This is a genomic window from Microbispora sp. CSR-4 (assembly GCF_008033685.1).
Taxonomy (GTDB): Bacteria; Actinomycetota; Actinomycetes; order Streptosporangiales; family Streptosporangiaceae; genus Microbispora.
Window position 1 is genome coordinate 243678 of the sequence record NZ_VJVX01000003.1, and the last position, 25889, is coordinate 269566.

General features: G+C 71.7%; 22 protein-coding genes. 13 read left to right on the top strand and 9 right to left on the bottom strand.

Translation table 11 applies throughout. The features are described from left to right. Together FLV34_RS05740 and FLV34_RS05745 are read right to left on the bottom strand one after the other, a co-directional pair. Window positions 1-1338 carry an ABC transporter substrate-binding protein gene (locus FLV34_RS05740; protein ID WP_142647327.1) on the bottom strand — a complete coding sequence of 446 codons (1338 nt, stop codon included), beginning with the start codon at window positions 1336-1338 and terminating at the stop codon, window positions 1-3. A gap of 12 nt (window positions 1339-1350) precedes the next feature. After that, the gene (locus FLV34_RS05745; RefSeq protein WP_147942530.1) at window positions 1351-2604 is read right to left on the bottom strand and encodes an ROK family transcriptional regulator; all 1254 of its coding nucleotides are present in this window, start codon (window positions 2602-2604) and stop codon (window positions 1351-1353) included. Window positions 2605-2830: 226 nt separating this feature from the next. Between FLV34_RS05745 and FLV34_RS05750 the strand changes: the two genes are divergently transcribed. The 4 genes from FLV34_RS05750 to FLV34_RS05765 all read left to right on the top strand — a co-directional run bounded on the left by FLV34_RS05750 (window position 2831) and on the right by FLV34_RS05765 (window position 8545). Then, window positions 2831-5092: a PhoH family protein gene (locus FLV34_RS05750; protein ID WP_147942531.1), complete on the top strand. Its 2262-nt coding sequence runs from the start codon at window positions 2831-2833 to the stop codon at window positions 5090-5092. A 483-nt stretch (window positions 5093-5575) separates the two neighbouring features. Continuing rightward, window positions 5576-7132 carry an apolipoprotein N-acyltransferase gene (lnt, locus tag FLV34_RS05755; protein WP_260617220.1) on the top strand — a complete coding sequence of 519 codons (1557 nt, stop codon included), beginning with the start codon at window positions 5576-5578 and terminating at the stop codon, window positions 7130-7132. Beyond that, window positions 7132-7875, top strand: a complete 744-nt coding sequence (locus FLV34_RS05760; protein ID WP_147942532.1) for a polyprenol monophosphomannose synthase — start codon at window positions 7132-7134, stop codon at window positions 7873-7875. The genes lnt and FLV34_RS05760 overlap by 1 nt, the downstream gene beginning before the upstream one ends. A 76-nt stretch (window positions 7876-7951) precedes the next feature. Next, window positions 7952-8545 (top strand): FxsA family protein, encoded by a 594-nt coding sequence (locus FLV34_RS05765; protein ID WP_147942533.1) that lies wholly within the window; start codon window positions 7952-7954, stop codon window positions 8543-8545. Between the two features lie 466 nt (window positions 8546-9011). Here FLV34_RS05765 and FLV34_RS05770 read toward each other — a convergent pair whose 3' ends face one another. Next, the gene (locus tag FLV34_RS05770; protein ID WP_147942534.1) at window positions 9012-9830 is read right to left on the bottom strand and encodes a PRC-barrel domain-containing protein; all 819 of its coding nucleotides are present in this window, start codon (window positions 9828-9830) and stop codon (window positions 9012-9014) included. A 478-nt stretch (window positions 9831-10308) separates the two neighbouring features. Between FLV34_RS05770 and FLV34_RS05775 the strand changes: the two genes are divergently transcribed. Beyond that, the gene (locus FLV34_RS05775) at window positions 10309-11310 is read left to right on the top strand and encodes a collagen-like protein (protein ID WP_222709419.1); all 1002 of its coding nucleotides are present in this window, start codon (window positions 10309-10311) and stop codon (window positions 11308-11310) included. Window positions 11311-11516: 206 nt separating this feature from the next. On the opposite strand, the gene FLV34_RS05780 is transcribed toward FLV34_RS05775, so the two are convergent. Next, window positions 11517-12218 carry a CBS domain-containing protein gene (locus FLV34_RS05780; protein ID WP_142647320.1) on the bottom strand — a complete coding sequence of 234 codons (702 nt, stop codon included), beginning with the start codon at window positions 12216-12218 and terminating at the stop codon, window positions 11517-11519. Between the two features lie 321 nt (window positions 12219-12539). Here FLV34_RS05780 and FLV34_RS05785 point away from each other — a divergent pair, with 321 nt between their 5' ends. The 3 genes from FLV34_RS05785 to FLV34_RS05795 all read left to right on the top strand — a co-directional run bounded on the left by FLV34_RS05785 (window position 12540) and on the right by FLV34_RS05795 (window position 15525). Then, the gene (locus FLV34_RS05785) at window positions 12540-13199 is read left to right on the top strand and encodes a CBS domain-containing protein (protein WP_142647319.1); all 660 of its coding nucleotides are present in this window, start codon (window positions 12540-12542) and stop codon (window positions 13197-13199) included. Between the two features lie 31 nt (window positions 13200-13230). After that, window positions 13231-14220 (top strand): nitroreductase family protein, encoded by a 990-nt coding sequence (locus tag FLV34_RS05790; protein WP_142647318.1) that lies wholly within the window; start codon window positions 13231-13233, stop codon window positions 14218-14220. A gap of 513 nt (window positions 14221-14733) precedes the next feature. Continuing rightward, entirely contained in the window at window positions 14734-15525 is a 792-nt protein-coding gene (locus FLV34_RS05795) for a hypothetical protein (protein ID WP_147942535.1), read from the top strand. A 166-nt stretch (window positions 15526-15691) separates the two neighbouring features. Here FLV34_RS05795 and FLV34_RS40225 read toward each other — a convergent pair whose 3' ends face one another. Beyond that, window positions 15692-16162: a hypothetical protein gene (locus FLV34_RS40225; protein WP_185948962.1), complete on the bottom strand. Its 471-nt coding sequence runs from the start codon at window positions 16160-16162 to the stop codon at window positions 15692-15694. Between the two features lie 583 nt (window positions 16163-16745). On the opposite strand from FLV34_RS40225, the gene FLV34_RS40230 reads away from it, so the two are divergent. Further along, entirely contained in the window at window positions 16746-17600 is an 855-nt protein-coding gene (locus FLV34_RS40230; RefSeq protein WP_240971358.1) for a universal stress protein, read from the top strand. 15 nt (window positions 17601-17615) lie between these two features. Continuing rightward, entirely contained in the window at window positions 17616-18614 is a 999-nt protein-coding gene (locus FLV34_RS05810; RefSeq protein ID WP_142647314.1) for a lactonase family protein, read from the top strand. A gap of 48 nt (window positions 18615-18662) precedes the next feature. On the opposite strand, the gene FLV34_RS05815 is transcribed toward FLV34_RS05810, so the two are convergent. From FLV34_RS05815 to FLV34_RS05825, 3 genes are read right to left on the bottom strand one after another with little or no spacing between them, the layout of a single operon-like run. Beyond that, a complete protein-coding gene (locus FLV34_RS05815; RefSeq protein WP_261985668.1) occupies window positions 18663-19493 on the bottom strand; it encodes an SAM-dependent methyltransferase in 831 nt (276 codons plus the stop codon). 44 nt (window positions 19494-19537) lie between these two features. Further along, window positions 19538-20353 (bottom strand): DUF4253 domain-containing protein, encoded by an 816-nt coding sequence (locus tag FLV34_RS05820; RefSeq protein ID WP_142647313.1) that lies wholly within the window; start codon window positions 20351-20353, stop codon window positions 19538-19540. 57 nt (window positions 20354-20410) lie between these two features. After that, window positions 20411-21382: a LuxR C-terminal-related transcriptional regulator gene (locus tag FLV34_RS05825; protein WP_142647312.1), complete on the bottom strand. Its 972-nt coding sequence runs from the start codon at window positions 21380-21382 to the stop codon at window positions 20411-20413. A gap of 121 nt (window positions 21383-21503) precedes the next feature. Here FLV34_RS05825 and FLV34_RS05830 point away from each other — a divergent pair, with 121 nt between their 5' ends. Genes FLV34_RS05830 through FLV34_RS05840 form a run of 3 tightly spaced genes read left to right on the top strand, consistent with a single transcriptional unit; the run spans window position 21504 to window position 24868 of the window. Beyond that, on the top strand, window positions 21504-23105 hold the full coding sequence (locus FLV34_RS05830; protein WP_147942537.1) for an ABC transporter substrate-binding protein: 1602 nt from the start codon (window positions 21504-21506) through the stop codon (window positions 23103-23105). A gap of 7 nt (window positions 23106-23112) precedes the next feature. Continuing rightward, on the top strand, window positions 23113-24042 hold the full coding sequence (locus tag FLV34_RS05835) for an ABC transporter permease (protein ID WP_142647310.1): 930 nt from the start codon (window positions 23113-23115) through the stop codon (window positions 24040-24042). Then, window positions 24029-24868 carry an ABC transporter permease gene (locus tag FLV34_RS05840; RefSeq protein WP_260617219.1) on the top strand — a complete coding sequence of 280 codons (840 nt, stop codon included), beginning with the start codon at window positions 24029-24031 and terminating at the stop codon, window positions 24866-24868. Before FLV34_RS05835 ends, FLV34_RS05840 begins: the two co-directional genes overlap by 14 nt. Before the next feature lie 406 nt (window positions 24869-25274). Here the strand turns inward: FLV34_RS05840 and FLV34_RS41320 are convergent, their stop codons facing one another. Continuing rightward, complete coding sequence (locus tag FLV34_RS41320) at window positions 25275-25436, bottom strand: hypothetical protein (protein WP_168065868.1); 162 nt, start codon at window positions 25434-25436, stop codon at window positions 25275-25277. Window positions 25437-25889 lie beyond the last annotated feature (453 nt).

Here is a 25889-nt window from a genome sequence, read left to right on the forward strand (position 1 = left end):
TCAGCCGCCCGCCGTGAGCTTGAGCTTCTCGTTGATCTTCTTGTCCACGTCGGCGAGCAGCGCGTCGAGGTCGGACGCGCGGCCCGACTCCCACTTGATCTGCGCCTCCTGCAGCGTCTGCTGGTTGAAGACGGAGTTGAGGTGGGCCGGCATCGTCGTGCTGCTGGGGTTGGCGAAGACGTCGAGGAAGGTCTGGAAGTTCGGGTCCTTCTTGAGGGCGGGCGACTGGAGTGCGGGCAGCGTGCTCGGCACGTTCCTGATCGCGTTAGACAGCGTCACCAGTGAGTCGGTGTCGGTGGTGAGATATTTCACCAGCTCCCAGGCGGCCTCCGGGTGCCCGGCGCCGCGCGGGACGCCGATGACGGTGCCGGTGATGTAGCCCGCGCCGTACCGCTGGGCCTGGTCGTCGGCCACCGGCAGCGGCGCGGTGCCGTAGTCGAGGCCGGGGGCGTCGGCGGCGAGCATGGCGGTGCGCCACTCGCCGTCGATGGCCATGGCGACCTTGCCCGTGTTGAACGGGTTCTCGGCCGACCACTCGTCGCCGAAGCTCTTGCGGAACTTCTCGAGCTTGTCGTAGCCGTACCAGTCGGTCAGGTCCTTCTGCCAGGTCATCAGCTTCTTCCACTGCGGGTCGGAGCCGATGGCCGAGGTGCCGTCGGGGTTGATCCACTTCGCGCCGACCATCACGCCGGTGTGGATGGGCGCGTTCTCGTACATCTGGCTCGTCGGGACGAACCCGGCGACCTTGATGTCGCCCTTGTCGTCCTTGACCGTCAGCGTCCTGGCGAGCTCGGCCAGCTCGCTCATCGTCTTCGGCGGCTCGTGGCCCTTCATCAGCGCCTTGTTGTAGTAGAGGCCGTACGTGTCGGCCAGCATGGGCATCACGCAGCGCTTGCCCTGATATTCCGTGTATTCGGCGATCACCTTGGGGAACAGCGTCGCCGGGTCGATGCCGCTCGCCTTCAGGTAGGGGTTGAGGTCCTGGAAGATCCCGGCCTTGCAGAACTGGGCGACGCTGTCGGTGGTGAACGACAAGGCCACGTCGGGCGGGTTGCCGCCGCGCACGGACTGCAGGATCTGGTCGTCCTGGACGGCCTTGGTCGCCTTGACCGTGATCCACGGGAACTTCTTCTGGAAGCCGGCGAGGGTCTCGTCGAACGCCTTGAGCTCGTTGTCGGCGCTGAAACCGTGCCAGAACTCGATGGTGACCGGCTCGTGGCTCGCCCCGCTCCGGGCCACTTCGGGCGGCCCGCTCTCGGTGCCCGCCGTACAGGCGGTGAGCGCGGCCAGCCCGGCCCCGACGGAGAGTGCCACGGGGAGGGAGAGAAGGCGTTTCATGGGGGTGCCTCCCTAATGGGGGGAAGGGGATGTGTTCACCGCGCCGTTCGCGGGGCCGTTCACAGGGCTGTTCACAGGGCCGAACAGCTCCTCGCGTACGGCGCCGAGGGCGAGGTCGAGGGCTCCGGCGAGGACCGGGTTGCCCTCCAGGGTGGAAAGCAGCACGCGAGGCCGGGGGATGGTGAGCGCGTGCAGCTCCCGCTCGACCGACTCCCGCAGGACCTCGCCGCCGGCGAGCAGCACGCCGCCCGACAGCACGACGACCTCGGGATCGACCACGGCCGTGATCGCGGCCAGCCCCATCGCGAGGCGGCCGGCGAGCTCGCGCAGGGCCTCGCGCGCGCTCTCGCCGTCCGGGCCGCCGCGTCCCGCCAGGGCGGCCGCGTTGCGTACGGCGCCGCTCGGCGTGGAGCCGCGCAGCCCGTGCGCCCGCATGAGGGCGAGCACGGCCGGGCCGCCCGACAGGGCCTGGAACCCGTGGTTGGCCCTCCTGCCGACGTCCCGCGCGGTGGGGGCGCCGACCACGGGCATGTAGCCCACCTCGCCCGCGCCGCCGGTCGCCCCGCGGTGGAGGCGGCCGCCGATGACGAGGGCCGCGCCGATGCCCTCGTCGGCCCACAGCAGCACGTAGTCCTGGTGGCCCCGGGCGCTGCCCCGGGACCGCTCGGCCTGCGCGACGAGGTTGACGTCGTTCTCCACGTCGATCGGCACGCCGATCCCGTCGCGGAGGGTCCCGATCAGGTCGGGGATGTGCCAGCCGGGGATGTGGGCGGCGTAGCCGAGCCTGCCGGTCGAGGGGTCGACGGCGCCGCCGATGCCGACGACCACCCGGCTCAGCTCCGTCGGGTCGAGCCCGGCCGGGCCGCACGCCCCGGTGAGCGCGGCCCGGACCCGCTCGACCACGTCGCCGCCGGCGCGGCCCGGGGTGGCCAGCCGGTGCTCGGCGACGACCGCGCCGGTGACGTCCGCGACCGCCGCGGCGATCCGCGCCGGCGTGACGTCCAGCGCCGCCACGTGCGCCGCGCGGGGGTTGATCCGGTAGAGCTCGGCCGTACGGCCCGGCAGGCCCTCGCGGATGCCGTCGAGGACGACCAGGCCGGCCTCCTGGAGCCGGGCCAGGAGCTGGGAGGCGGTCGGCTTGGACAGGCCGGTGAGCGCCCCCAGCTCGGGCCGGGTCAGCGGGCCGCGTTCGAGCAGGACCATCAGCGCGGCGCGGTCGTTGATCGCGCGCAGCAGGCTGGGCGTCCCCGCGATGGGCCGGGTCATGCGTTCTCCCACGACAAAGAAGAGCGTGAGCTCTCGCGACACAGAGCGTGAGCTCCCACGACATAGAGCGTGTTAGGAAAGTTTCCTAACTATGGCTGCGACCGTACGAACGGGCCGGGACGCCGTCAAGGGCGTGATCCGCGCCGAGATCCATCTGTGACGCGCTCGTGAGCCGCCGTGCCCGATGCGGGAGAAGGGCGGCACGGCACGTAGAATCTGGCGGCCTATGCCAGAGTCTTCGACGGGCGAGCTGGCCCGGGAGCAGAAGTACGTCGCCGCGCTGTACGAGCGCCTCGACGTGCTGCGGGAGCGCACGCGCGGGCAGCTCGACGCCGTGCTCGCCCAGGGGGCCTTCGGCACCCACCAGAACCGCTCGGAGCGCGACAGCTTCGCCGTCATGTACCCCCAGCGCCTCGCCCGCCTCTGGGCGGTGGAGAACGGCCTGTGCTTCGGCAGGCTCGACCACGCGGAGGGCGAGCGGCTCTACATCGGCCGCATCGGGCTGTCGGACGACGACCAGCACCGGCTGCTGATCGACTGGCGGGCCCCCGTGGCACAGCCGTTCTACCGGGCCACCCCCGCCGCGCCGATGGGCGTCACCCGGCGGCGTCACCTGCACACGCGGGGCCGCAGGGTCACCGCGATCGACGACGACCTGCTCGACCTCGACAGCCTCACCGACGCCGACCGGGCCTCGCTCAACGGCGAGGCGGCGCTGCTGGCCGCGCTCGGCGAGAAGCGCACCGGCCGCATGCGCGACATCGTCGCCACCATCCAGGCCGAGCAGGACAAGATCATCCGGAGTGACCTGAACGGCGTGCTCGTCGTCCAGGGCGGCCCCGGCACCGGCAAGACCGTGGTGGCCCTGCACCGTGCGGCCTACCTGCTCTACACCTACCGGGAGCGCCTGGAACGCCGGGGCGTGCTGATCCTCGGGCCCAACCCGACCTTCATGCGCTACATCGAGCAGGTGCTGCCGTCCCTCGGCGAGACCGACGTGCTGCTGTCCACCGTGGGCGAGCTGTACCCCGGGGTCACCGCGACCCGGGAGGAGCCGCCCGAGGTCGCGGCGGTCAAGGGCCGCATCGCGATGGCCGACGTGATCGCCCGGGCCGTACGGGAGCGCCAGCGGATGCCGCGCACACCCGTGGAGATCAAGCTCGACAAGTTCACGCTGAAGCTCGACCGGCAGACGCTGGAGGCGGCCCGGTCGAAGGCCGGCCGCTCGCGCCGTCCGCACAACCAGGCCAGGGCCGTCTTCGTACGGCACCTGCTGACCGTGCTGACCCGGCAGGCCGCCCGACACCTGGGCCGCGGCAACCTCGACGACGCCGACTTCGCCGACCTGCGCGAGGACCTGCGCACCGAGGAGCCGGTGCGGGTGGCGCTCAACCGGCTGTGGCCCTACCTCACGCCGCAGCAACTCCTGATCGGCCTGTTCACCGACCGCGACCGGATGGCGGCGGCCGGGCTGGACGGGCCGGAGCGCGACCTGCTGCTGCGCGAGCCGCCCAGACCGGGGGAGAAGGCGGGGGAGACCTGGTGGAGCCCGGCCGACGTGCCGCTGCTCGACGAGGCCGCGGAGCTGCTCGGGGACATCGACGAAGGGGTGCTGCGGGCGGCGCGGCGGGCCGAGCAGGAGCGCGAGGAGCGCATCGCCTACGCCCGCGAGGTGCTGGAGCTGACCGGCCTGGCCGACATCATGGACGCCGAGCGCTTCGCCGAACGGCAGCAGGCCGAGGAGACCTACCTCACCACCGCCGAGCGGGCCGCCAGGGACCGCACGTGGGCCTTCGGTCACGTGATCGTGGACGAGGCACAGGAGCTGTCCGAGATGGCCTGGCGGATGGTCATGCGCCGCATCCCGAGCCGGTCCATGACGATCGTCGGCGACATCGCCCAGACCGGGTCGGCCGCGGGCGCGGCGAGCTGGGCCCGGGTCCTCGACCCGTACGTCGCGGGCCGCTGGCGCGAGGAGCACCTCAGCGTCAACTACCGCACCCCCGCCGAGCTGATGGAGGTCGCCGCCCGCGTGCTCGAACTCGTCGGCCCCGACCTGAAGGCGCCGGAGTCGGTGCGGGAGACGGGCGAGCGGCCGTGGGCCCTGCGGGTCGCCGGCCTCGCGGAGGCGGGCCCGGTGATCGCGGCGGAGGCGGCGCCGGGGGTCCTGGGGGAGGGCCGCCTCGTGGTCGTCGCACCGGCGGGGATGACCGAGGACGTCGGAACGATCGTACGGGGTGCCGTTCCGGGCGCGGCCACCGGCCCCGGCCCGGCCGCGCTGGACGCCCCCGTGGCGGTGCTGTCGGTGACCGAGGCCAAGGGGCTGGAGTTCGACTCGGTGATCGTGGTGGAGCCCGGCCGCATCCTGCGCGAGTCGCCGCGCGGCCCGAGCGACCTCTACGTCGCGCTGACCCGGGCCACGAGCCGCCTCGGCGTGGTCCACGTGGACGAACTGCCCGAGGTCCTGAACGGTCTCGAACGTCGCTGAAGCGACACCGCTCCCACCTGCGGAAATGTGGTGTTTCCGCTGATCGGAGCGTGGTTGACATCTGCGCTGAGGTCGGTAGTTTGCTGCGCAGTCCAGCACGGGACTGACCGGTTGGCCGTTCTATGGCGTCGCCGACCTCTGCGTCGATGACGGAGCGTGACTCCGTCAGCACACCAGGCGCAGGGTGGCGTCCCGCCGAGGCGGGGCACCCCATCCGGCCGGGGGGTTGGACCCAGGAGGGGCCCGGGCGCCCAGTAGACAACGGAGCTCCGCGCCCGCCGCCGACGGGACGGAACCGGTCCGAAGGGCCGCCCGGGCCTCCTTCCCTTTTCGTTTCCTTCTTCGTCTTTTCGTCCGCGTGATCGCCCTTGGACGCCGCCCGTAAAGTAGCGGAGACGGTTTGGCGGGCCGCGCCGCCGTCTGCGACCCTGACCTGGAATGATTTTTGCGTCAGGACGACCGACACACGAGGAGAGGCGAGCCGTGGCACTCAAGACGGCACAGGACGCGGCTCCGCCCGCCGCCGGGGCGCCGAAACCGCGCGTGCCGGGCGTGCTGATCCGCCTCGCCGCCTCCGTCGTGGGCGGCCTGGTGCTCTATCTCGCCTTCCCGCCCCTCGGGTGGTGGTTCTGCGCACCGGTCGGCGTCGCGCTGCTCGCCCTCGCGTTGCGTGGCCTGCGGCTGCGCCGGGCCGCGTGGATCGGCTATCTCGGGGCGCTGGCGTTCCTGCTGCCGACGCTGGCCTGGGTCCGCCCGATCGGGGACGACGCCTGGCTGGCCCTGGCGGGCGTCGAGAGCCTGTTCTGGGCCGCCCTGGCCTGTCTGGCCGTCCTCGTCATGCGGCTGCGCCTGTGGCCGCTCTGGGTGGCCTGCCTGTGGGTCGTGCAGGAGTGGGCCCGCGGGCTGTTCCCCTTCGGGGGCTTCCCCTGGGCGCGGCTGGCCTTCAGCCAGGGCGAGTCGCCGTACACCGGCTTCGCCGCGCTGGGCGGCGCCCCGCTTGTAAGTTTCACGGTCGCCCTCACGGGGGCCCTGCTCGCCGCGCTGGTCACACGGCGTCCGCCGAGGTGGCGGGCCGACCGGGTGCTTGCCGGAACGCTCCTCGCCGCGATAGCCGTACCGGTGTTGGGGCTGGTCGTGCCCCGGCCCGGCGACGAAGGCAGGACAGTGCGGATCGGTGTCATCCAGGGCAACGTCCCTGGGCGGGGGATGTACTTCCTCGGCGACGAGCCCGCCGTCGTGCTGCGCAACCACGCCGACGAGACGCACCGGATGGCCGAGGCCGTACGTGCCGGGAAGCTGCAGCGGCCCGACATCGTGGTGTGGCCGGAGAACTCCACCGACATCGACCCCTACAGCAGCGCGTACGCCCGGCAGGTGATCGACTCCGCCGCGAAGGACATCGGCGTGCCGATCCTCGTCGGCGCGGTGGTCAAGATCGGCACCGAGAACCGGGCCACCCGCGGCGTGGTCTGGGACCCGGTCACCGGCCCGGGCGTGTACTACGACAAGCGGCGGCTGGTGCCGTTCGGCGAGTACACGCCGCTGAAGGACCTGTTCCTGGCGCTGTCGTCGCGGGCGCAGCTCGTCGGCAGGCAGTCGGTCGCCGGGGACAAGCCGGGGGCGCTGCGGATGGGGCCCGTGACGATCGGCACGGTGGAGTGCTACGAGGTGGCGTTCGACAGCACGGTGCGCGACACGGTGCTCGCCGGCGGCACGCCGCTGGTCGTGCAGACCAACAACGCCAGCTACGCCCTCACCAACCTGCCGCCGCAGCAGCTCGCGATGTCGCAGCTGCGGGCCGTGGAGTTCAACCGGGCCGTGGTCACCGCGGCTACCACGGGCATCTCCGCGTACGTCGGCCCCGACGGCCGGGTCGGCTGGCACACCGGCGAGCTGGTGGCGGGGATGGACGTCCTGGACGTCCCCGTCAGGACCAAGAACACGGTGGCGGCGGAGGCAGGTGCGCTGCCGGAGTGGATCATGATACTCATGGGAGCCGGAGCGACGGTGGCGGCCATCTCTGGGCGGAGGAAGAGCTGATGGAGCGGACCCCCGGGCGGGTGCTCGTGATCGTCCCCACATACAACGAGAGGGAGAACCTCCCGTTGATCACCCGGCGGCTCCGTGAGGCGCTGCCCGACGTGCACCTCCTCGTCGCCGACGACAACAGTCCCGACGGCACCGGCCGGATCGCCGACGAGCTGGCCGAGGTGGACGACCACGTCCACGTCATGCACAGGACGAGCAAGCAGGGGCTCGGCGCCGCCTACATCGCCGGATTCCGCTGGGGCCTGGACGAGGGCTACGACGTGCTGGTGGAGATGGACGCCGACGGCTCCCACCAGCCCGAGGAGCTGCACAAGCTGCTCGACGCGGTGGCCGACGGCGCCGACCTGGCGATCGGCTCCCGCTGGGTGCCCGGCGGCAAGACCGTCAACTGGCCGGTCTCGCGCGAGATCCTGTCCCGTGGGGCCAACACCTACGTCCGGCTGGTGCTCGGCATCCCGGTGCGCGACGCCACGGCGGGCTTCCGCGCCTACCGCGCGGCCACCCTGGAGAAGATCGGGCTGGACGACGTCGAGTCGCAGGGCTACTGCTTCCAGGTGGACCTCACGCTCCGCACCGTACGGCAGGGCCTGCGGGTGACCGAGCGGCCCATCACGTTCGTGGAGCGTACTGTGGGCAGCAGCAAGATGAGCCGGAAGATCATCTTCGAGGCCTTCTGGCGCGTGGCCATCTGGGGGGTCACCGGGCTGGGGGAGCGGTTTCGCCCGCGGCGATGAACACGACCTACCGGAACCCCCACGGCCACGGGAGCGTTGACGCAGACGTACGAGTGCCGGGTGAGTGGGGCAAGACATGGTGCGGATCGGGCTGTTCCTCGCGTTCCTCGTGGTTCCCGTCCTGGAGATCTGGTTCCTGATCCAGGTGGGATCCGTGATCGGCGGATGGGAGACCGTCGCCCTGCTCATCGCCGACAGCATGCTCGGCGCCTGGCTGATGCGCCGTGAGGGCCGGCGGGCGTGGGCGGCGCTGCGCGCGGCCATCGAGTCGGGACGCATGCCCGACAAGGAGCTCGCCGACGGCGCGTTGATCGTCGCAGGCGGCGCCCTCCTGATGACCCCCGGCTTCATCAGCGACGTGTTCGGGTTCTTCATGATCCTGCCGTTCACCCGGCCGATCGCCCGGCGCTGGGTGTCGTGGTTCCTCGGCCGCAGGGTGCGCTCGCTCGCCGCCCGCTCGCCGTACGCGCCGCTCTTCGACGGGACCGCCGGGTTCGGTGGGACCGGGTTCAACGGGCCTGGGTTCAACGGGACCGGGTTCAACGGGGCCGGGTTCAACGGGGCCGGGTTCAACGGGGCCGGGGGGTTCGACGGGGCGGACGCCTTCGGCGGGCCCGCAGGAGCGGGCAGGGGCCGCGTGGTCCACGGCGAGGTCGTCGACGACGACTGACAGGCGGCCGAAACACCCCCGAGCCGGGCATGCCGCTACCTCGGGGCGGGGGCGGAGTCTGCGGAGCCGGGCACGGAGCCGGGCGCGCTGTGGCCTTGGGGCCGGGAACGGCCGGGCACGGGTATGCCGTTGCCCCGGGGCGGGGGCGGAGTCTGCGGAGCCGGGCACGGAGCCGGGCGCGCTGTGGCCTTGGGGCCGGGAACGGCCGGGCACGGGCATGCCGTTGCCCCGGGGCGGGGGCGGAGTCTGCGGAGCCGGGCACGGAGCCGGGCGCGCTGTGGCCTTGGGGCCGGGAACGGCCGGGCACGGGCATGCCGTTGCCCCGGGGCGGGGCGGAGGCACACCGGGGCAACGGGGGCTGATCGGCGAGCGGCTCGCCGGCTCTTTCCGGTTCCGGTTTCTCCAGTTGGGGTTTTCCGGTGCTGGGTTTTCCGGTGCTGGGTTTTCCGGTGCTGGGTTCCTCCGGTCAGAGGCGCGGCTCGTCGCGGCCGGGGATGCCGCGGCGGCGGATGTCCAGATCACGGGCGTCCCGGTAGACGACGAACCTGTCGCCGGCGTTCGTCAGCGGATCGCCGGTGCCGAACCGTTCCAGCGCCCGGGCCGCCGGGTCCTCCGTGGCATACCACTCGCTCGTCGTGCGTGAGGGATCGCCCGCGCCGAACAACTGCTCGGGCAGCGTCTCGGGGTTTCGCGGCCCCAGCGGCTCGCCCGGGCGCGTGCCGGGGATGTCGGCGTCCAGCCGGTCCCTGGAGCCGAGCGCCGGGTCGTCCACGCCGTACCGATCCCCGACGCGGGTCACGGCGTAGTCCGTGTAGATCCGGCGTCCGTCCGTGTAGATCCGGCGTCCGTCCGCGTAGGTCCGGCGTCCGTCCGCGCCGATCCCCAGCCGTTCGCGTTCACGTCGCCCGGCGCTGGCGGCCCAGCCGGTGAGGCTGCCGGGCCTGTTGGCGCGCTCCCAGGCGGCGTCCCAGTCCATGTCGTAGTGGCGGTAGAGCGCACGCTCCTGCTCGGCGGACAGGTGGCCGTCGGCCTCAAGGCGCACGTCGGGCGCGCTCTTGACGCGCTCCTTGTCGTACGGGACCTCGACATGGCCGGCCGTCAGGGTCGCCTTGTGCGGCGGGACGAAGGTCTTCCTGGTGTGGAGAAGCCCGGTCTTGACGCAGAGCCACTTCGGCCGTCCGGTCGCGTCGTCGAGCAAGACCTGCGCGACCTCGCCGATCTTGTCGCCGTTGAGGTCGCGGACCGGGTTGCCGAGCACCATGGGGATCTGCTCGCGAGTGATCACGTGCTTCTCCTTGTCTCTCGCTTGGTCGGTCTCTTACTTCGCTACCGCCGCAGGGAGAGCGGAAACCACTTTTTCCAGAACAGATCCCGTCGAGTGCGCCTATCGCGTCCGAAGATTCTGCTATCGGCGCAGGTGGCGCGCTGTTTTGTGATGTCCGCCGTTCGTCGTGAAAAATCACCGCTTCCCTTATGCAGGGCGAGAGGGATTCCACCGTCCTCCGGGATCGAATGTGCCGCCCCGAGCCGGACGGATGTGATCCCGGTCGCGGCTTTTCACGGTCGCGGACCACCTCGAAGGCCGCAATTAATAACGCGACAAACAAACGGGTGGCGGCGTTCGACGCCTGTGTGTCGGGCGCAAGCGAAGCAAATGAATGGATGCAAGATGATCCGTGCCGGGAGACCTGTGGCCTACGGGCTTCTCCCGGAAATTCCGACATCGCACATCTATGTGTGGAATCCCATAAGAGGAGATCAAGTTGCCCACGTTCGGCAGCCTGTTCAGGGTTTTCGCAATCGGCACCGTGCTGACCGCCGGTGCCGTCTCCGTGACTGACGTCGTCGCCATCGAATCTGCCAGTGCTGCACGTGAGGCCGTCTCTTATGTTCGCTATGGACACCTTCTCCTCGCCGTTCGCTCCTCTCATCGCTCGGACCCGAACGAGAAGAACAAGAACAAGAGCAAGAACAAGCAGCGGCAACACGGGCGTCAGGATGTGAACCAGAAGCAGAACATGCTGCGGGATCTCACCGAGGTGCTGACGCCGGTTCAGAAGACGCAGACGACGTCGTCGGCACTGCCGTACAACTGGCAGAGCTCTGACGCGACGGCGCAGACCTTGAGCACGCAGCACGCTGTCCTGAGCTCGGACGGGGAGCCTCGCCAGAGCCAGGTGGCGGGGCCGCAAGGGCCGGTGGGTCCGGCAGGGCCTGCCGGTGCGCCCGGCGCGCGGGGGCCCGCGGGTCCGCAGGGGCTGGCAGGTCCCAAGGGGCAGGTGGGTCCCAAGGGGCAGGTGGGTCCCAAGGGGGCGGCCGGTCCGCCCGGTGAGCGAGGGCCCGCGGGCCCGGCTGGTCCGCAGGGGCCGACGGGCGCCCAGGGTCCCGCAGGTCCCGCAGGTCCCGCTGGACCGGCAGGTCCCGCCGGTCCTGCTGGGGCGACCGGTCCGGCAGGTCCCGCTGGTCCGGCTGGGCCCGCTGGGCCTGCGGGAGTTTCGGGCTATCAGGTCGTCACCGGACCCGAAATCACCGTGCCCGGAGGGGTGAACGTCGCGAGCGGAGGAGCTTTGTGCCCCGCCGGGACGGTGGTGATTTCCGGGGGATATCAGCTGTTGTCCGGGGGTATTTCGGTCGAAGACAGCGTCGTCTCCAACGTTACATCCGCGCCGAACGCCACAAATACGGGGTGGAGTCTGGTGTTCTTCAACAACAGCCAGTTCACGGCGGTTTTCCGCCCGTTCGCGATCTGCGCCAATGCATCCTGACCAATCGAGCGGAGCGATCACGTCTTCGGCCGGCGTGCCATCGATAATCGGGCTTGCCAGAGGCGGGACGCGGCCGTCGCCGCTCACGGCCTGTTGAGGCGATAAGAGCGCCGGAACGCGCCGGAACACCCTTGCCCTTCCTGATGGCCGGGCAGGGGTGTTCGGTGTTTCCGTCGCTCCGGCGAGCGAGGCGGGACAGCGCCCGGTCAGGGCTCTTCCCAGGGGCCGACGTCGTCCTCCTTCCATTCCAGGCGGTCGACGACCCCGATCACGCCGTTGGTCCGTTCGACCATCCGCGTGAGCACCCGTGCCTGCGAGCGGCGCTCCAGACTGCCGGTGAGCGTCACGACGCCTTCCGACACCGACAGCTCGACGCCCGACAGGTCGGCCCACAGGCAGTTGCCGATGACGTCCTCGCGCACCTCGCGGGCGATGTCCGCGTCCGCGCGGGCGAGGACCTTGAGCAGGTCGTGGCGGCTGACGATGCCCACGAGCACGCCCTCGTCGTCCACGACGGGCAGGCGCTTGACCCCGTGCCGGGTCATCTCGCGTGCGGCGCTGACCACGCTGGTGTACGGCCGGGTGGTGATCGCGGGGGCGGACATGAGCTCGGCGGCGGTCGCCCCACGGGCCCGCTCCTGGACCCTGGCGGCCCGGTGCCCCATGGCCTCGCGCAGGCGGGCGCGTAGCGGCGGGCGGTAGCCCTCGCGGTAGTACTGCTCGCGGAACTCCTCCTTGCGCAGCAGATCGGCCTCGGAGACCACACCGACCACGTGGCCCTCGCCGTCGACGACGGGCACGGCGCTGACCTCGTGCGCGATGAGGACCTCGGCCACGTCCCTGAACGGCGTGCTGCCGTTGACGGAGGCGACCTCGCTCGTCATGACGTCCCGCACCTTCATGTGCATGATCGGCTCCCCTCTACGGGCCCGCTGCCGGTCTCATACCCATCGCATCGCCGTACGGGCCGGAAACGAAGGGACGGAGGGCCCTGGCCACAGGGCCCTTCGCCATGCCCTGCCCCGGGCGGCGCGACGGACGGTGACGCGGCGGAGGGTGTGGCGGAGGGCGTGACGCGGCGGACGGTATGGCGGACCGTGTGGCGGAGGGTGTGGCGCGGTGGGCGGCGCGACGGGTGGCCGAAAGTCCCAGGGGGTGAGGACCTTCACCGCTGACCTGGCAAGACACGGCGGAGGCACGCTGGGCACTGAGAGATGGGAGGCGTCGTCATGACGGCGAAGGTGAAGGATGTCATGGGCAAGGTCGCGATCGCGGTGCCGATGGACGCGTCGTTCGCGGACCTGGTCGCCACCATGCAGCGGTTCAAGGTGGGCGCGGTCACCGTGATCGACGCCGACCGGCGCCCGGTCGGGGTGGTGTCGGAGGATGACATCCTGCTGAAGGAGATCGATCCGGTCGAGAGCGTGCTCGACGGTCCCCGCAGGCGCGAGGAGCGCCGGAAGGCGGCGGGCACGACGGCCGGCCAGATCATGACGCGTCCCGCGATCACTGTCACCGGCGGCACGTCCGTGCGGGACGCGGCCCGGCTGATGCACCGCAACCGGATCAAGCAGTTGCCAGTGATCGACGCCATGACCGGCCGCATCGTGGGGACGGTCCACCAGGGCGACCTGCTGCGGGTGTTCGTGCGCCCGGCGGAGGACATCCTGGCCGACATCGAGGAGATCGCCGCCCTGATGAACCTCGCCCCCGACGACCTCCGGATCACCGTCTCCGGCGGCGTGGTCACGATGAGCGGGCAGGTGCCCCGCAGGTCGGACATCAAGCCGCTGCTGCACGCCGTACGCCGTGTCGAGGGCGTCGTCGAGGTGGACGCCGACCTCGCCTTCCTCGTGGACGACCTGCTGATCGCCCCGCCGTTGCTCTGACCGAACCCCGGAACCGCCAGGGGAGGGAACCGTGAACACTCGGACCGCTGAAGGGATCGCGCAGGCCGCGAGGACGGCGGTGGAGGCGGCGCTGTGGGCGCCTTCGATCCACAACACCCAGCCCTGGTCGTTCGGCGTCTCCGGGGACGAGATCTGCCTGCGCGCCGACCCCGACAGGAAGCTGCGGGTCTCCGACCCCACCGGCCGGCAGATGACGATCAGTTGCGGCGCCGCGCTGCTGAACGTGCGGATCACGCTGCAGGCCCTCGGCTATGAACCCCAGGTGCGGCGTTTCCCCGACCCGGAGCGCCCGCTGCTGCTGGCCACCGTACGGGTGAGGCCGGGGCGGGAGCCGGGCGAGCACACCCGCCTGCTGCACGCGGAGATCGAGCGCCGCCGCACCCACCGGTCGGGGTTCACCGCCCTGCCGGTGCCCGATCCGCTGGTCGACGCGCTCGTGACCGAGGCGGCGGCCGAGGACGGCCACCTGATGCCGATCAGATCGGATGCGTCCGCGCGGGTGCTCGCCGCGCTCACCGGCGCGGCCCAGGACGTGCAGTCGCAGGACCGGTTGTTCGTCCTCGAACTCATGCGCTGGGCCCGGCCGCCCGGCAGCTCGCGCCGCGACGGCGTGCCCGCGGGCGGTTATCCGACCGATCCCCGGCGTACGCAGCCCCAGCACTTCGCGCAGCGGGACTACGCCCGGGGCCACGAGTGGGGGATGGCACCGGACGAGCGGGTGTGCACCTCGACGGGTCTCGTGGCGCTGCTCACCACCGCGGGCGACCGCCGGGAGGACTGGCTGCGCGCGGGCGAGGCGCTGCAGCGGATGCTGCTGCACGCCTCCGCGTACGGCGTGAGCGTCGCGTTCCACACCCAGGCGCTGGAGATGCCGGAGTTGCGGGAGTTCATCCGCAGGCACCTGTGCTCGGAAGAGGCACCGCAGATGATCATGCGGCTGGGGTTCGTCATCGACGAGAGCGAGAGCGTCCGCCGCGCCGCCTCCGACGTGATGGAGTGACCGCGCGCCCCTGACCCCCAGGCCGCCGCGACCGCCGTGGACCAGCCCCAGGTGAACGCCAGCGCCTGGTCGTCGGGCATGCCCAGCCGGGGCCGAAGGCCCACGCGGCGGCGATGGACGCCACCGGCACGGACGTGCTTGGGTCCCGCGCCTGGGTCCCGCGCCTGGGTCCCGCGTCTGGGCCCGCATCTGGGTCCCGTGCTTGGGCCCCGCGCCTGAGCCTCGCATCTGGGTCCCGCATCTGGGTCCGGCGCTTTGTACCCTCGGCGCACAGCCGCCGGGCGGCTGGGAGGAGCGCCGAGGAGTGGGTCGCGGCCGGCCTGCTGACGCCCGCGGAGAAGGGCAAGGTCGTGTCCGCCGCCGCCCGGTCGAAGTTGAGCTGGGGCTCCCCTGGCTCCCCGGGGCCACCCCCGGGGAGCTTCCCCGGAGGCTTCCGGGAGGGCTTTCCCGGGCGGGCGTGGACGGGCCCGCCCGGGGAAGTGGGATCTCCTGAGGCCCGACAGGAGGTGCGCCATGAGGCCGATCGCCCGCTGGGTTGTGTCGCGGTTACGTCGCTACCGGCCCGATCACAACCCGCTGCGCCGCCGTTCCGACCGGATCGAGGCGGCGCTCGCGGCGGCGGCGCTGGCCGCCGTCCTGTTCTCGGTGTGGCCCGCGGCGCTGGCCGCTCACACCGTGTACGACGCCGGCGTCGCGGCCGAGCGGGTCGGGCCGGGGGCACGCCACCTGGTCGAGGCCACCCTTGTCGGAGCCGCTCCCATCCAGGCGGCTTCCGCCGGGGCTGCCTCCACCGGGGCCGGTTCCGCCCGAGCTGAGTCTGCTGAGGCCGGTCCCGTCCAGGCGGCTTCCGCCGGGGCTGCTTCCATCGGCACCGCTTCCGTCCAGGTGGCCTCCGCCGGGGCGGCGTCTGCCCGGGCCGATTCGCTCGAGGCCGCTTCCGCCGGGGAGAGCCTCGCCGTACCGGCGGGCGGGCGCGGTGTGCCCGTGGCGAGTTCGGTGCGCTGGACGCTGCCGTCCGGGGAGGTCCGGGAGGGCGTGGTCCCGGTGGCGCTCATCCTGCGGGACGGCCCGGCGAACGCGCGGCTGTGGGTGGACGCCGAGGGCAGGCCGGCCGCGCCGCCGCCGCATCGGGCCGAGACGGTGACGAGGGCGGTCCTGGCCGCCGCCGGCGTCGTCGCGAGCGTCGCCGTTCTGGCCTGGGCCTGCTTCGCGCTCGCGCGCCGCCGGCTGGACCGCAGGCGCTACCGCGAATGGGAGGCCGCCTGGGCGGTGGCCGACCGGAGATGGCGCCGTCACCAGATCTGAGTGCGCCGGCCGAGCCGCAGCCTCGTCTGGTGGCAGTGGTCCTTGGCAGTGGCGGCCTGGTCGGCTGTGCTGGTCACCCGGGATCGGGCGCACGTGCTCCCGCGGGCGGTCGTCTTCGGTCCCTCGCCCGTTCACCCGCCTCCGATGATGCGTGCCGCTTCGCTGATCACCTCATGCTCTGCGAGATGTCGCACGATCGGCTGCCGGGGGCGCAGAAGCCGCCCTGGCTGGTGATCTTTCCGGCGGACGTGACGGAGGTCGACTGCGGGCCGCTCAGCAGTGAGGGCGTGAAAACGCCGTTGAGGTTCTGAATGTTTCTGCCCTGGCCCGACTTGTACTGCTTGGCGCTGGTACGCCCGCCTCGGACCGCCTGGTAACCGTACGGGCCGGGCTTGGGCTTGGCCTGTGCCTTCGCCTGGGCCTTGGCCTGTGCCGCAGCCTTGGCGCGGGCCTGTGCACGGGCTGCCGCCTTCGTGGCCGCGGGCCCGTGGGGCTTGCGGCGCAGTGGAGCGGAGGCCGCCTCCGCCGATTCCGCGAGGGCGAGGCCGGCCATCGAGACGACGAGCGCGGCCACCGCGAGCCGCCGCACCGCCGCGACGAGGTCGATTCTGAAGACGTCCGCGCAGTGCCGAGACACCTGGCAACCACCCGCCCATGCATCGGTGGATAAAAGCGACATGGGGCATATGCCCGGATCGCTGGGCTCGGCCGGCGTCCTGGGGAAGTCCGGCACGGATCATTACCCTGTCCCGGCGCGTCCTGCGCTCGTGCGTCCAGTCCCGGTGTGTCCAGTCCCGGTGTGTCCTGTCCCGGCGCGTCCTGCCTCGGTATGCCCCGTTCTGCCTCGGTATGCCCCGTTCCGGCGCGTCCTGCGCTCGTGCGCCCTATCCTGGCGCGTTTTGTCCCCGGCGCGCGGACCGGCCTTCGGACGGCCCCTCGTCGGCGGCGCGGGAAGGTTTCGCCCCGACCTCATCGGCGGCGCGCACCGACCGCACGATGCCGTCGGCCCCACCGGGGGACCGGTTCGCCGCCGGGGGCAGGTGGCCGAACCGGAGCGCATCGGGCCAGGTCAGGCCGGGCGGGGGCTGCGAGTCCTGTGGGTCCTGCGGGCCGAAGGTCCCGGGGGCCGGTGGCTTTCGCCCGGAGCCGCGGCCGGTGCCCGGGTGCTCTGCTGGGTTCATGGAGCGCGTCCTGCGCGCGGCGCGGGCCGCGTGAGTGAGATGAAGCAGGAGATCGTCGTCGCCTACGACGGCACCCGGCAGAGCCGGGCCGCGGTCGTGTGGGCGGCGGCGGAGTGCCGGGCCCGCCACCGTACGGGCGTCGCCGTGTGCCATGTGTGGGACGGCGCCGACCCGGAGCGCGCCGAGGCCGTCGCCGCCGAGGAGCGCCGGCTGGCGGGGCTGCGGCTGTTCGAGGGGGTGCGGCTGGCCGAACGCCTGCTGCCGGGCCGCGAGGTTCGTCCCGTGCTCGTGCGGGGAGACCCCAGGGACACGCTGGTCGGCCTCAGCGGCAACGCCGCCATGCTGGTGCTGGGCCGCCGGAGCGCGGGCGGGCTGGCCAGGCTGGCCGGGCTGCTGCGTGGCTCGGTCAGCGCGTACGCGGCGGCGCACGCCGTCTGCCCGGTCGTCGTGGTGGGCGCGCAGGCGTCCGCGCCGCCCGCCGGAGGTGTCGTGGCGGGCATCGACGCGGCGGCGGAGGCCGGTGCCGAGGCGGAGTCCGTGCTGCGTTTCGCCGTGGAGGTCGCCCGCGGCAGGTCGCTGCCGCTGACCGTGGTGCACGCCACCAGAGGGCACGCGGCGGAGGGCGAGCGGGCGCTGGCGCGGATGACCGAGCCGTGGCGGCTGCGCTGCCGGGCCCGGCTCGCGATCGAGACCAGGGTCGTCCAGGGGCCGGCGCTGCCCGCCCTGCTGGCGTGCGCCCGGGAGGCGTGGCTGCTGGTCGTGGGGGCACACAGAACGGGAGCGGGATTGCTCGGTTCGGTCGGGCAGGGACTGCTGCGGCGCGCCCCCTGCCCGGTGGCGGTCGTCCACCCGGGCCCCGCCTGGCCGATAACATGCGATACCCCAACGTTTTGATCCTTTGGAGGGCGAATGTCCCGACCCGGTCTGGTGATCGGTGGATACACCCCCGACACGGAGGGGTCGGGCCCCGGCCTGACGGTGGCCCGGCAGCACCCGGACGGGCGGCTGGAGGCGGTGGCCGAGACGGCCGTCTCCGGGCCGTCGTTCGTCATCGCGCACCCGCGGCTGCCGCTGCTGTACGCCGTGCTCGAACGTGCCGAGGACGGCGGGCTCGCGGTCCTCGCCGACGAGGATCCCGCCCCCCGGCTGCTGGCCGAGCACACCAGCGGCGGCTCGCTGCCGTGCCACCTGGCGATCGACCCCGAGGGCCGGTGGCTGGTGATCGCCAACTACGGTGACGGGACCGTCACGGCCTACCGGCTGGGCGAGGACGGGATGCCCGAGCCCGAGCCGCTGACGTTCCGGCACGAGGGCCACGGCCCGAACCCCGACCGGCAGGAGTGCCCGCACGCGCACGAGGCGGTCTTCGGGCCCGACGGCGTGCTGTACGTGAGCGACCTCGGCACCGACGAGATGCGCCGCTTCCTGCCCGGCATGCGCCCGCACCCGGACGGCCCCGTACGGCTGGCCTCCGGCAGCGGCCCCCGGCACTTCCTGCACCACGAGGGCTACTGGTACGTCACCGGTGAGCTCGACGGCAGCGTGCGCGTCTATGACGCCGAGTGGCGGGAGGCAGGAGCGGTGCGGGCGAGCGACGCCGTACTGGAGGGCGAGGAGAACCTGCCCTCCCACATCGCACTGTCCGCCGACGGCCGTTACCTCTACGTCGGCAACCGTGGGCCGGACACCATCAGCGTCTTCGAGGTCGACGGACCCCGCCTCACGATGGTGTCCGAAGTGCCGTCGGGCGGAAGCTGGCCGCGCCACTTCGCGATCGACGGCGACCGCCTCTACGTCGCCAACCAGCGGTCCGATTCCATCGCCCTGCTGGTGCTCAAGGACGGGCTGCCCGAGCCGGTCGGCGAGGCGCTGGCGGTGGGCACCCCCTCGTGCGTGCTCATCCGGTAGAGACCCGGCAGAGACCGGTAGGGACCCGGCAGAGACCCGGGTAGGCCGTCAGGGCACCCGGCCGATGCCGCCGACGATCCACACGCGCTGGGCCTGGCCGGTGCTCTGCGGGGTGTCCGGCCGCCACTGGCGGATGTAGACGAGGCCGGGCTCGACGAGCTCGGTGCCGTCGAAGAAGCGCAGCACCTTCTCGCGGTCGCGCGGCGCGTCGTGGGCCTGCGGCACGATGTGCTGGAACAGGTCCACGATCGGCCCGGCCAGCTCGGGACGGCTGTCGAAGACCGCGTGACCGATGGCGAGGTAGCTGCCCGGCGCGAGGTGGTCGCGCACCCGGGCCACGCACTTGTACGGCTCAAGGGCGTCGGGAAGATACTGCAGCCGGGCCGGGATCAGCACGGCCACCGGCTGCTCGAAGTCGATGAGCCGGATCATCTCGGGGTCGGCCAGCATCTCCGCCGGGCGCAGGATCGAGCCGTCGACCACCCCGGTGCCGGGATCACGGGCGAGCATGGCCCGCGCGTGGTTGAGCACCACCGGGTCGTCGTCCACGTACACCACGCGCGCGTCGGGGGCGAGCTCCTGGGCGACCTCGTGGGTGTTGCGCCGGGTCGGCAGCCCGGACGCGATGTTGAGGAACTGCCGCACCCCCTGCCCGATGAGGAAATGCACGACCCGTTCGAGGAACTCGCGGGTGTCCACGGCCATCGTCTTGACCTCGGGAGCGATGGCCATCAGCCGCTCGGCGAACTCGCGGTCGGCCGCGAAGTTGTCCTTGCCGCCGAGCAGATAGTCGCTCATCCTGGCGATGTTCGCGGTGCCGGTGCTCAGACCCGCCGCCTTCGCGGGCCGTTCACCCCCGCCCGGCTCCGTGCCGCTCAAACCGCCTCCCCTCGATCACCAACAGTCCGCGGGTAATTATCGCCCTAATCCCACCAGAACGACCAGGCGTTCTGGCCTACGATCTGCTCGGCGTAGTCGGCGAGCGTGCCCGGGCCCTGCAGGATGCTGTCGGGACAGAACGTCCAGTGCTCGGCCGCCACGTGCAGCGCGTGCGCGGGCGTGGCGGGCGGCGCGGCGATGCTGAGCTCCAGCGTGTTGAATCCCATGCCGACCACCCGCGCCCCGAACCGCTCCTCCCAGCTGCGTACGACGGCCGCCAGCGGCACGGTCCATTCGTTGTGGTGCAGCGCCCCCTGCCAGCCCATGGCGACCATGGCGTCGGCGCCGCGGTTCACCGCCGCGAGCCCCAGCGGCGTCATCCGCTCGGCCACCACGTCGGCGTACCAGTCGGCGACCACGTCGGGGTCGGCCACGAGCGCGGCGGGCGGCGCGATCCCCGGGCACTCGGCCCCGAACGGCGCGAGGTAGGCCTCGTGGCCCAGCAGCAGGTCCTGCCACGTCTCGGCCATGAACCCGGCCGCGCTGTAGTAGTCGATCTGGGCGGGCGAGTCCGGCGCGATCTGCCCGGCCGACCAGGGCTGCACGCCGTCCTCCAGCAGCACCGGCCACAGGCCCGACCGGGGGTGCTCGGCACGCAACCGGGCCCACAGCCCGGCCGGCACCGGCTCGTCGCTCAGCCAGAAGGAGGGGCGATGATGGGTGCGCAGCTTGTCGTAGTCGGGGTCAGGCCACACGAGGGACCCGGACGGCAGCTCGACGGACAGCACCCGGCCGTCGCCGCCGTCGCCGAACAGCAGCTCCAGACCCGTGGGGAGCCGCCGACGCTCGTGAACCGACATGCGCCAATAATGTCGGACCCGGCCTCGGCGCGTCCCGCGAGGGCGATCATTACGGGGTCACGGGATGTCGAGCCGGCACAATCCCTCGGCCAGCACCTTCGTGGTCAGGCGCGTACGGCTGTCGCAGCCCAGCTTGGCGAAGATGTGCTCCAGATGGGTGGTCACGGTGCGCACGCTCAGCACGAGCGCGGCGGCGATCTGCGGGTTGGAGTCGCCCTGCGCGACCCGGGTGAGCACCTCTATCTCCCGCGAGGTCAGGTCGTAGGGCAGGGCACACGGGCGCTCGGCGATGACCGCGCCCTGGATGGAGCCGTGGAAGCCCACACCCGCCCGGTGCAGGCGCAGCTCGCGCCACTGGCCGGTGCCGTCGAGCCACAGGCCCCGGCGCGACAGCTCGCGGGAGTCGATGAACGCCCTGGCCAGCTCCGCCATCGCCGGCTCGGCCGCGAGCACCTCCGACGGGGGCCATCCGGCCACGTCCCTGCGCCGCCCACCCCGTTCGTACGCCACGGCGTGGAAGCCGGGCGGCAGGCCGAGCGGGTCGATGACGCAGCGGGTCACGTCGGTGAGGTGGGCCAGGGCGGGGGAGACCGCGCTGATCACCGCGGGCGCCTCGGGCGGCAGGTCCGCGCGGGAGCTGACGTGCAGCATCCCGGTGTAGCGCCCGCCGGTCAGGAACAGCGGCGTCGTGATCCCCGCGCGCCAGCCGTACGGCTCCAGGTGGCGGCGGAAGTAGCGCTCGGTGCCGGGGGAGCCCATGACGACGGGCGTGCGCTGCGACATGGCGCGGCGGTAGGCGTCGAGCCGGGCGTACTCCTCCGCGGCGTCGTCGTCCACCCGCGCGTACCCGGACGCCACCAGCGAACGGTGCCGGCCGGTCGCCGGGTCGAACGCCACGAACTCATAGGCCTCCACGGGGATGACCTCGCCCAGCGCGGTCATCGCCCCGTGCGCCCCCTGCCGGGCCACCTGAAAACCCAGTTCGGCGACGGCGTGCAGGCTCCGCGCGCTGAGGCTGATTGCATCCATGGATCCTCCATGCTCAGCCTGCCCGGTAAAGGTTGCGCAAGGAATACGTAAAGTCTCCGATGCAGTCGGCGGCCCCGTTTCCTACCCTCACCCGCAACACGACGGATGAGGTGGAGGACCAGTGAGGGTCACGAGAAGCCGGGCGGCCGCCCTCGCTGTGGCGGCCATCATGCTGAGCGGTGGGTGCGGGGGAGGGTCGTCGTCCGACGGCGGCGGCGGTGACAAGGCGGCGAACGCGTTCTCGGTCGCGCTGACCGAACCCGACCATCTCACCCCCGGCAACACGTCGAGCAGCTACTCGCTCACCGTGCTCGACGCGTTGTTCGACACACCGGTCGCCATCGATCCCGCGACGGGCAAGCCGCAGATGCGGGCGGCGGAGTCGGTCACCAGCACCGACCAGAAGGTCTGGACGATCAAGATCAAGCCGGGGCGGAAGTTCAGCAACGGCGAGCCGGTGACCGCGCAGAGCTTCGCCGACTCGTGGAACGCGGCCGCGTACGGGCCCAACGGGTGGACCAACAACTACTACTTCGACAAGATCGAGGGCTACGACGAGCTCAACCCCGAGAGCGGGGAGCCCTCCACCGACAAGCTGAGCGGTCTCAAGGTCGTCGACGACACCACCCTTGAGGTCACGCTCACCGCGCCGTTCAGCCAGTTCCCGATCACGCTGGCGTGGATCGCGTTCGCGCCGATGCCGAAGGCCGCGTTCGACGACCTCAAGGCGTACGACCAGGCGCCGATCGGCAACGGGCCGTTCGTCCTCGACGGCGCCTGGGAACACGACAAGCAGATCAAGGTCAAGCGCTCGCCGACCTACACCGGCGAGCGCGCGGCCAAGGCCGACGAGGTGACCTTCAAGATCTACGCCAGCCGCGACACCGCCTACACCGACCTGCGGGCCGGCCGGGTGGACCTGCAGCTCACGATCCCCCCGGCGAGCGCGCCGGAGGCCAAGAACCTGCTCGGCGACCGGTTCGTGGCGACCGCCGGCGGCACGATGGACTACCTCGGCTTCCCCGTCTACGACAAGCGGTTCGCCAACCCCGACCTGCGCAAGGCCTTCTCCATGGCGATCGACCGGCAGGCCATCGTCGACGCGGTCTACAACGGCACGTTCAAGCCGATGGCGTCGCTGCTGGCCCCGCTGGTGCCCGGCTACCGCGAGAACGCCTGCGGCGAGGCGTGCACGTACGACCCGGCCAAGGCCAAGGCGCTGTTCGACCAGGCCGGCGGCTTCAGCGGCACGCTGAACCTGTGGTTCTCCAACGCCGACCCGAGCTACGAGCAGTGGATGACGGCCATCGCCAACCAGCTCAAGCAGAACCTCGGCATCGCCGACATCAAGTTCCGCAAGATCCCGGCGTCCGACTACCTGTCGACGCTCCGCGCCCACAAGCAGGACGGGCCCTACCGCAACAACTGGGTCATGGACTACCCGAGCCCGCAGAACTACCTGGAGTCCATGTGGGGCGAGGGCAACCGGATGGGCTGGGAGAACAAGGAGTTCCTCGACCTCATCCACCAGGCCAACACCGCCCCGACCTTCGACGAGAGCCTCCCGCTCTACCAGAAGGCCGAGGACATCGCGCTGGCCGAGATGCCGATGATCCCGCTGTGGAACTGGCAGGACCAGATCGGCTACTCCAACCGGCTCAGCGGAGTGAACGTCACGCCGTACAGCGCCAACCTCGACGCCATCAGCGTCAAGCAGGGGTGACCCGAGGGTGAGGTACGCCGCGCAGCGCCTGGCCCAGGCGATCCCGGTGTTCTTCGCGACCACCTTCCTGATCTACGCGATGGTGTTCGCACTGCCGGGCGACCCGATCCTGGCGCTCGCGGGCGACAAGCCGGTGCCCGAGCAGGTGCTCGCCGTGATGCGGGCGCGCTACCACCTCGACGAGCCGCTGCTCGTGCAGTACGGGCACTACATGCTCGGGGTGTTCCGGGGCGACCTGGGGGAGACGTTCACCGGCCAGCCGGTGAGCGAGCTCCTCCAGGACCGGTGGGCGGTCACCGCGCAGCTCGCGCTGACCGCCTGGATCTTCGAGCTCGTCGTCGGCATCGGCCTCGGCGTCCTGGCCGGGCTGCGCCGCGGCGGGGCCGCCGACACGGCGGTCCTCGCCGGCACCACGTTCGTCATCGCGGTCCCCGTGTTCGTCGTCGGGTACACGGCCCAGATCGTGCTGGGCCTCAATCTGGGGCTGTTCCCGACCGCGGGGACAGACGAGGGCTGGCCGGGCAGCTACCTCCTGCCCGGCATGGTCCTCGGCTCGTTCGGGCTGGCGTACGTCGCAAGGCTCACCCGCACCTCCCTCGTGGAGAACCTGCGCGCCGACTACGTGCGTACGGCGACCGCGAAGGGCCTGTCCCGGCGCCGGGTGGTGGGGCTGCACGCGCTGCGCAACTCGCTCATCCCCGTCGTGACCTACCTCGGTGTCGACTTCGGCAACCTGATGGCCGGAGCGGTCGTCACCGAGGGCATCTTCAACCTGCCCGGCATCGGCCAGCAGGTGTTCCAGTCCATCCAGCTCCAGGAGGGTCCCGTCGTCGTCGGCGTCGTCACCCTGCTCGTCATGATCTTCATTCTCGCCAACCTTGCCGTCGACCTGCTGTACGGCGTGCTCGACCCGAGGATCCGCCGTGCTCGCGCGTGACGCCTGGGGAGAGCTGCGCGGCCGGGTGGTCTTCTGGTTCTCGGCCGCCGTCCTGGTGGTGGCCCTCGCGATGGCGGCCTTCCCCGGGCTGTTCGCCCGCCTGGGCCCCAACGAGGCGTGCAACCTGCGCATGTCGAAACACGGCCCGGCCGACGGAGCCCTGTTCGGGTATGACCTGCAGGGCTGCGACTACTGGTCGCAGGTCGTGCACGGCACCCGGGCCTCCATCGTGGTCGGCGTCGCGGTCACCGTCTTCGCCCTGCTGATCTCCATCCTGCTGGGGCTGGTGGGCGGCTACTACGGCGGCGTCGTCGACGCACTCATCTCCCGGCTCACCGACGTGTTCTTCGGCATCCCGTTCGTGCTGGGCGCGACCGTCGTGCTGGTCGCCTTCCCCGACCACGGGATATGGGCTATGACACTGGTCCTCGTGCTGCTCGGCTGGACGACCATGACCCGGCTGATGCGCGGGCAGGTCATCGCCGTCAAGGACATGGACTTCGTCGCCGCCGCCCGCATGCTGGGCGCGAGCGACCGCAGGCTGATGTTCCGGCATATCCTGCCCAACGCGATCGCGCCGGTCATCGTCGTGGCCATGCTGAACGTCGGCAACGTCATCGCCGGTGAAGCGACGCTCGACTACCTCGGTGTCGGCCTGCAGTACCCCGAGGTGTCGTGGGGCCTGCAGCTGAACATCGCCCAGACGTTCTTCGCCGATCACCCCCACCTGCTGTTCTTCCCCGCGCTGTTCCTCACCGCCACGGTGCTGAGCTTCCTCCTGCTCGGCGACGTCGTCCGCGACGCCCTCGACCCCCGCCTGCGCTGACTTCGCAGGCCGGCCTGTCTCGTCGTGGCGGTGGCCGATCTGCGCAGGGCCCAGCAGCACGCCGCTCAGGGAGCGGCCGCCCGTCAGGCGGCGAACCGGCTGCTCACCCAGGTCACGGTGTCGGCAACGCCTCCCGCTCGCCCTCAGCCCGTACGGCTGCGCCGGGACATTCCGGAGCAGCCCGTCAGCACGGTGAGGACGCTTCGGCATGGAGCCGACCTGCTCGACGTCGGCAAAATCTCGACGTCGGCAGGATATGGAGTGCGGCCGTGTCGCACGTGGCCGACTCCACCGCTGAGGCGGTCGTACGCGTGTGCGAGGACCGGTTGCGCACGCCGCACCCGCATGCCTTGACGGACTACGACCGGCTGCGTGCGGACGGAATGGGCCGACTGGGGGCGATGTGTCAGGCCGCACCGTCGTTCTCCCGGAACGCCCGCGGCCCGGCCCCGCGCCGCGCGGTGGTGAGCAGCGGCGTGGACCAATAGGCGGTGTTCGACAGGTGCAGTTCCTCACCAGGGGCCAGTGGCCAGTGCCATACGGTCCAGGGCCATAGGGGCCAGGCCATAGGGGCCAGCGCCGCGTGTGGCGCCGGACGTGGGCTCAGCGTCGCGGCGGCGGGCGCGGTGCCCGAACGGGATGCGGGGCCGGGGGCCGACACTGCTTCTCCCTCGAACGGTGCCGGAGGCGAGGGGTCGTCAAAAGGGTGGTGGTTCGAGGTCGCGTTGGGTGAGTGTTCCTCCCGATTCGTCCTGTGATGTGGCGTTGTCGTGTTCCTCCGTGCCGGGGCTGTCCGCGTCGGGTGTCTGGGTCGTGTGCCTACGGGTTGGTTGTGCCGGGGTTTGTGCTGGTGGGGTGGTGGGAGGGCGTGGTGGGGCCATGATCGTGTCTGGTGCTCCGGGGAGGTCGGCGGGCAGGCGTCCGGGTGGGGCGTCGGGCCAGGTGCGGGGCTGGGGGTCGGGGACGGGCTGGATGATCTTCGGGAGTGGGCTGCGGTAGGGGTGTCCGAGTGGGCTGGTCC